Consider the following 7,329-nt stretch of genomic DNA (forward strand, 5'->3'; position numbering starts at 1 on the left):
ATAATGCTATGAATAAAAAAGAGGCTTAGTCGCCTCTTTTTTGTCTTTTCTACTTTCAAGCTGTTATCAGCTCTGTTTTCTTCTTAAACCGAAAGCCAGAGCTAAACTTAACCCTACCCAAATATACAATGGCCAAGTACCAACGATTCGATATGGCGTTTTCCCATCGGTTGGGGTGAGCTCTGCGCGCAGTACTGCAGTTTCAAACTGCGGTACTTGCTCAACGATTTTACCTTTGTGATCGGTTACCGCTGTTAATCCGTTGTTAGTCGAGCGGATGAGCGGTTTACCTAACTCTAAGGCACGCATACGGGCGATCTCCATATGCTGAAGAGGGCCGATAGAGTGACCAAACCATGCATCGTTTGAAAGCGTTAGAATGAAGTCTGTTTCGTCAGTCACATTTTGACGCACTTGCTCATTAAAGATGATCTCATAGCAAAGCGCTGGTGCCATGTGCATGCCATTCGCAACGATGTTTGGCTGCACAAAAGCCCCACGGCTAAACGATGACATCGGTAGGTTAAAGAATGGCGCTAATGGGCGCAAAATATCTTCAAATGGTACAAACTCACCAAACGGTAGTAGGTGATGCTTATGGTAACGTTCGCTTAAATCGAAGCTGTAGTCACCGTATGGTGTGATGCCGAGGGACAGAATACTGTTGTAGAACTGTCGATCTTCAGCTTGGTTGACGACACCGGTGATGATTGCGCTGTTATTCATTTTTGCAGCGCTGTCGATATTGCTCAAAAATGAAGGCACTTCAATTTCAAAAGCGGGAATTGCTGCTTCTGGCCAAACGATAATGTCAGCATCCCAGTTTTCACGAGTTAAGTCAGCGTACTTCATGATGGTTGGCCAGCGTTGACTTGGTAGCCACTTTAGGTTTTGGTCTACGTTACCTTGAATTAGTGCGAGCTTAGTCGTGTCTTCTGGTCGGGGTGTTACCCAATCGTAGTTGCGAATCCCAAAGCCAGTACTGAGTAGTACCGCAGGGATAATCACCATCAGCCACTGCTTATGAATCCATGCATAGGCTAACGCCCCTGCGCTGATAAGGATAAATAGAGTAAGCAGTTCTACGCCGCCAATTGGTGCAAAGCTTGCGAGTGGAGCATCTATCTGGCTATAGCCTAGCCATAACCAAGGGAAGCCGGTCATCACCCAACCACGCAACCAATCACTGATCAGCCATAAAGCAGGTGCAGCGAGAAGTGCTTTTGTGAGCGTAAATTGAGGAAACAGCTTGTTGTTGAGCCAAGCAAATAAGCCTGAATAAACAGCCAAGTAGGCAACAAGTAAGCCCATTAAAAATAAATTGGCAATGAGCGGCATACCGCCAAAACCGGAGATACTGACGTAAACCCAGCTAACGCCAGTTGCAAATTGACCTAACCCCCAAGCATAACCAATCCATAGTGCGCGTTTCGGAGTTTGGTTAGCAAGAAGAATCAGTAGAATTGCAGGGCTAAGAATGGCAATAGGCCACAGCTGGTAAGGAGCAAAAGCGAGTGTAGTAGAGGCGCCAACAAAAGCGGCCACTAAGGGCCGCTTAAGGCGATGAAAGAGTTCATTCATCATTGTAATTTTCTGAGATTCCCAATGGGTATCGCGTTACTCTTGAGTGGCTTCAACCAGGGTTTCTTCGTCTGGGATCGTCACTTGGAGTTGAATGACACGACGGTTATCGGCAGCGGTGACTTTGAAGTTGTAGCCTTCAATTTCAACCAGTTCACCACGAGAAGGTAAGTGACCAAAGGCAGTCATGACCATACCACCAACGGTATCAACTTCCTCATCGCTGAAGTTGGTTCCGAATGTCTCATTAAACTCTTCGATGGTTGTCAGCGCTCTGACAGCAAACGTATGCTTGCTCAGCTTACGAATGTCCGTCTCTTCACTTTCATCGAATTCATCTTCAATATCCCCGACGATTTCCTCAAGGATATCTTCAATGGTCACAAGACCAGAAACACCACCGAATTCATCGACAACAATGGCCATATGATAACGTTCTTCACGGAATTCTTTCAGCAGTCGATCAACGCGTTTACTTTCCGGTACTACAACCGCTGGTCGAATGACTTCTTCGATATCAAATGGATTGCTGCCTGAGCCTAAGTATTTAAGTAAGTCCTTCGCTAGAAGTATGCCTTCCACATGGTCTTTATCTTCGCTGATCACAGGGTAGCGAGAGTGTTGAGCATCGGTAATCAAAGCAACCAAGGTATCAAGGTCGTGAGTACGCTCAACTGTAACCATTTGCGAACGCGGGATCATAATGTCACGCACACGCATTTCGGAGATTTCCATAACACCTTCGAGCATATCGCGAGTGTCATGGTCAATCAGGTCGTTAACTTCAGAGTCGCGGATAACATCCACAAGCTCTTGGCGATCTTTTGGTTCGCCCTGAAATAGTTGACCTAGACGTTCAAAGAAGGACTTTCTACTCGGACCTTCTGCCTTTTCTTTCTTATCTTCGTTAGAAGAGGGAGAATTATCTTCGTTCATTGTTTCTCAATTAAGTAACGCTATCAGAAGTGTGATAGCACACATAGAGAGGCGAACACGAGAGTCATTTAGGTGGTTCGCCTTTCCCTGTCGAGTGGCCAATAGCTACTCTTTTTCAGCAATGTAAGGATCTTCATAACCCATACCTTGCATGATTTCGGTTTCGAGGGACTCCATCTCTTCGGCTTCGTCATCCTCTATATGATCATAACCTAGCAGATGCAAGCTGCCATGTACAACCATATGCGCCCAATGTGCTAGCAGAGGCTTGCTCTGTTCAACCGCCTCTTTTTCAACAACTTGGCGGCAAATAATCAAATCACCAAGTAAATCTATTTCCATACCAGGAGGTGCTTCAAATGGAAACGACAACACATTAGTTGGTTTATCTTTGCCGCGATACTCATGGTTGAGCGTATGACTTTCTTGTTCATCAACAATACGAATGGTGACTTCGGCTTGTGGCTGGAAGAGAGGGATTGTCTTATCTAGCCACAATTGGAAATCTTGCTGCGAAGGCAGACCTTCTTCATTTTCGACTGCCAGTTGCAGATCAAGTTCAATCGCCATGGTTATTCCTTAGTTGAAGCAACTTGTGCATTCAGTTCGGCTTTTGCTGCTTCTAGTAACTTCGCGTCGCGTTCTTCACGACGGCGTTTCTCGAACTCTTTACGCTCTTTCTGGTCTTGTGCTTCCCACTTCTCGTACGCGTTAACGATACGAGCAACCACAGGGTGACGTACAACGTCGTCGGCTAAGAAGAAGTTAAAGCTGATGTCGTCAACTTCGCTTAGTACTTCAATAGCATGACGAAGACCCGATTTCGCACCACGAGGTAAGTCAATCTGCGTGACATCACCAGTGATAACCGCGCGAGAGTTAAAACCAATACGCGTTAGGAACATCTTCATCTGCTCAACAGTGGTGTTCTGACTCTCATCAAGAATGATGAAGGCGTCGTTTAGAGTACGACCACGCATGTAAGCAAGAGGGGCAACCTCAATCACGTTACGTTCAATCAGCTTCTCTACGCGCTCAAAGCCCAGCATTTCAAATAGGGCGTCGTATAGCGGACGTAGGTATGGGTCGACTTTCTGGCTTAAATCACCAGGTAGGAAGCCCAATTTCTCACCAGCTTCAACCGCTGGACGAGTAAGTAGAATACGGCGAATCTCTTGGCGCTCTAGTGCGTCAACAGCTGCTGCTACAGCAAGGTAGGTTTTACCTGTACCTGCCGGGCCAATACCAAAAGAAATATCATGCGTGACCATGTTAACCAAGTACTGCGCTTGGTTTGGCGTACGTGGTTTGATCACACCTTTCTTGGTTTTGACGAAGACTTCTTTACCATGCTCGATATTAGACTCAGTATTCTGCTCAAGAACACCAGACTCTTTGATCGCTAGATGGATTTGCTCAGGCTCAATATCTGGGATCTCACCTCGTACAGGTGCGGTATCAACATATAGAGTTTTCAGGATATCCAGCGCAGCTGATGCGGTATGAGGTTTACCGACAATCGTAAAGTGGTCACTACGGTGGTTAATTTCAACGCCTAGACGACGTTCTAAATGCTTGATGTTGTCATCGAATGGACCGCACAGGCTAGCTAGTCGGCGGTTGTCTGAAGGTTCTAGGTTAATTTCTAGAGTTACGATTTTATTGCTCAATGTTGCCTCTCATTTTTTGCCACTTAGTGAGAGCCTGATAACGACCAGGCTCTCTATGGCTATTTATACGAGCTTACGGCGTAAAAGTAGCTACACCCAGCTCATCTTCGCGACGTGTTTTCGCCATCATCTGCGTTGGGGAAATCACACTACGAAGATCCATGTCTTTTTCAGTACGTACTAGCTCACCACGCAGTGAGTTTGCAAATACGTCTACGATCTTCACATCAACGAACTGACCAATTAGGTCTGCACTACCTTCAAAGTTTACTACACGGTTGTTTTCTGTACGAGCGCGTAGTTCCATTAGGTTTTTCTTCGAAGGACCTTCAACTAGAACACGTTGTTCTGTGCCAAGCATTAAGCGAGAGTAACGCATCGCTTGAGCATTGATAGTTTGCTGTAGTTCGTAAAGGCGCTCTTTCTTCACTTGTTCTGACACATCACAAGGGTAATCCGCTGCTGGCGTACCTGGACGTGGAGAGAAAATAAAGCTGAAGCTCATGTCAAAGTCTACATCTTTGATTAGCTTCATGGTGTCTTGGAAGTCTTTGTCTGTCTCACCAGGGAAACCAACAATAAAGTCTGAACTGATTTGAATATCAGGACGAGCTTTACGCAGTTTACGGATGATCGATTTGTATTCGATAGCGGTGTGAGGGCGTTTCATCATCGTTAGGATACGGTCACTACCACTTTGCACAGGTAAGTGCAGGAAGCTCACAAGTTCTGGCGTATCTTCGTATACTGCGATGATGTCGTCTGTGAATTCTAACGGGTGGCTCGTCGTGAAACGAATACGGTCGATACCATCGATAGACGCAACCAAACGAAGCAGTTCTGCAAATGAACAGATCTCACCATCGTGCATAGGACCACGGTACGCGTTTACGTTTTGACCCAGAAGGTTTACTTCACGTACGCCTTGTTCAGCAAGTTGGGCGATTTCGAACAGTACGTCATCCATTGGACGGCTTACTTCTTCACCACGAGTGTACGGTACGACACAGTAAGTACAGTACTTAGAGCAGCCTTCCATAATAGAAACGAATGCTGTCGCACCTTCAGCGCGAGGTTCAGGTAGGCGGTCGAATTTTTCGATCTCTGGGAACGAAATGTCCATAACTGGTGCATCATCGGACTGAGATTGTTTGATCATCTCAGGTAGGCGGTGCAAAGTTTGTGGGCCAAAAATAACGTCAACGTATGGTGCACGTTCACGAATATGGTCACCTTCTTGCGTTGCTACACAACCACCTACACCGATAACTACGCCAGGTTTTTTATCTTTTAGTGTTTTCCAGCGGCCTAGCTGGTGGAAAACTTTCTCTTGCGCTTTTTCACGGATCGAACAGGTGTTAAGTAGAAGTACGTCTGCTTCCTCTGGCTCTTCCGTCAGCTCGTAGCCGTTTGCAGCATTAAGCAGGTCGGCCATTTTTGATGAATCGTATTCGTTCATCTGGCAGCCCCAGGTTTTAATTAGCAGTTTCTTACTCATCTCACTTTCGCTCGTTCAGTTGTACTTAAATCGGAGAGCTATTGCTCAAATTATAGCCGCCATCACGGCGGTAAGCGGCGTATTGTACTGCTTTAAAAAGCACCTGACTAGTGATCTAGCTAATTCTCTGCAAAGCCCGATGAAATCTAGTTTTTCGCCCTATGCAGAACAAGGTTTTTTGTTAAACAATTTTGTAAAAATAGCCATGGAAAGTACAATAAAAAACGCCAATTAATCAGCACGATGAAGAGTGAAAAATGAACAAGTATGACATCGCCGTGATCGGTGGCGGTATGGTCGGGGCAGCCGTCGCTGTTGGATTTGCCAAGCAGGGCAGAAGCGTTGTCTTGGTCGAAGGTACAAAACCTAAAGTTTTTGATGCCGCTCAGGCGATGGATATTCGTGTATCTGCAATCTCGCACCAGTCGGTGGAGTTACTTGATTCACTCGGAGCATGGTCAGAGATCAAGAGCATGCGAGTTTGTCCTTATCGGCGGTTAGAAACTTGGGAGCACCCAGAGTGCCGTACTCGTTTTCACTCTGATGAATTGTCATTGGATCAGCTAGGTTACATCGTTGAAAATCGCCTAATCCAATTAGGTCTTTGGCAAGTCTTCTCTAAGTATGAAAATCTAACCGTGATGTGTCCTGAGCGATTAAAAGCCATTGAGTTTGCAGATGTAAATCTTGTGACACTAGAAAGTGGGGCGCAGTTTGAAGCTAACTGGGTGATTGGTGCTGATGGTGCAAACTCTAAAGTTCGTCAATTGGCTGGAATTGGTGTAACTGCGTGGGATTACCGACAACACTGCATGTTGATTAACGTGAAAACAGAATTGCCTCAGCAAGATATTACTTGGCAACAATTTACACCTTCAGGCCCACGTTCATTTTTACCTCTGTGCTCTTTGAGTAACGACGATGGTCAAATAGTAGGCCAAGGTTCTTTGGTTTGGTATGACTCGCCTAAACGTATTAAACAACTGTGTGCGATGGGTAAACCTCAACTAAGGGAAGAAATCTTACGTCATTTCCCTGCAGAATTAGGCGATATTGAAGTTTTACAGTTTGGCTCATTCCCACTCACTCGTCGTCATGCGCAAAGCTACTCAAGCAAAAATTGCGTATTAGTGGGTGACTCTGCCCATACGATCAACCCGCTTGCAGGGCAAGGGGTAAACTTAGGCTTCAAAGATGTAGACGTTCTCCTTTCGGTAACAGAACAACAAGAAAAGCTGGAAGATACCTTACTCGCGAAATACGAACGCGCACGTCGACCTGACAACTTACTCATGCAGACGGGCATGGACTTTTTCTATAAAGGTTTTAGCAACGATCTAGGGCCATTGAAGTTCGTACGTAATGCTGCATTGAAGCTTGCTGAAAACTCAGGGCCAATTAAGGCTCAAGTACTGAAATACGCGTTAGGTATGTAGTAAGCTACTCAAATCACAGATAGAAAAAAAGCGAGCCATGAGCTCGCTTTTTTAATTCGGCAAATCTAATGATTTCCCGAGTCCAGAACCAAAAAAAGAAAAAACCCAGCAAAGTCATGCTGGGTTTTCCGATAATGGTGCGGAAGGAGAGACTTGAACTCTCACACCTTGCGGCGCCAGAACCTAAATCTGGTGCGTCTACCAATTC

The 7,329-nt window shown here is 45.7% G+C and carries 7 protein-coding genes; 1 reads left to right on the forward strand and 6 read right to left on the reverse strand.

From position 1 onward, the window contains the following. Positions 1–66 precede the first annotated feature (66 nt). The 5 genes from lnt to miaB form a co-directional block, all read right to left on the reverse strand. On the reverse strand, positions 67–1,584 hold the full coding sequence (gene lnt / locus R7190_RS17245) for an apolipoprotein N-acyltransferase (RefSeq protein ID WP_005384119.1): 1,518 nt from the start codon (positions 1,582–1,584) through the stop codon (positions 67–69). 33 nt (positions 1,585–1,617) lie between these two features. Next, positions 1,618–2,517 carry a CNNM family magnesium/cobalt transport protein CorC gene (corC, locus tag R7190_RS17250; protein WP_005384118.1) on the reverse strand — a complete coding sequence of 300 codons (900 nt, stop codon included), beginning with the start codon at positions 2,515–2,517 and terminating at the stop codon, positions 1,618–1,620. A 105-nt stretch (positions 2,518–2,622) separates the two neighbouring features. Further along, the gene (gene ybeY / locus R7190_RS17255) at positions 2,623–3,087 is read right to left on the reverse strand and encodes an rRNA maturation RNase YbeY (RefSeq protein WP_005373030.1); all 465 of its coding nucleotides are present in this window, start codon (positions 3,085–3,087) and stop codon (positions 2,623–2,625) included. A 2-nt stretch (positions 3,088–3,089) separates the two neighbouring features. After that, positions 3,090–4,187, reverse strand: a complete 1,098-nt coding sequence (locus R7190_RS17260; protein WP_005373033.1) for a PhoH family protein — start codon at positions 4,185–4,187, stop codon at positions 3,090–3,092. A 73-nt stretch (positions 4,188–4,260) separates the two neighbouring features. After that, the gene (gene miaB / locus R7190_RS17265; protein WP_005373038.1) at positions 4,261–5,685 is read right to left on the reverse strand and encodes a tRNA (N6-isopentenyl adenosine(37)-C2)-methylthiotransferase MiaB; all 1,425 of its coding nucleotides are present in this window, start codon (positions 5,683–5,685) and stop codon (positions 4,261–4,263) included. Positions 5,686–5,942: 257 nt separating this feature from the next. On the opposite strand from miaB, the gene R7190_RS17270 reads away from it, so the two are divergent. Then, positions 5,943–7,121, forward strand: coding sequence for a 2-octaprenyl-3-methyl-6-methoxy-1,4-benzoquinol hydroxylase (locus tag R7190_RS17270; RefSeq protein WP_064369039.1), 1,179 nt, complete (start codon positions 5,943–5,945; stop codon positions 7,119–7,121). Between the two features lie 13 nt (positions 7,122–7,134). On the opposite strand, the gene R7190_RS17275 is transcribed toward R7190_RS17270, so the two are convergent. Continuing rightward, positions 7,135–7,329, reverse strand: a 195-nt coding sequence (locus R7190_RS17275) for a hypothetical protein (RefSeq protein WP_206949545.1), incomplete at its 5' end; no start/stop codon positions are given.

It is taken from the genome of Vibrio sp. 1078-1 (assembly GCF_033340475.1).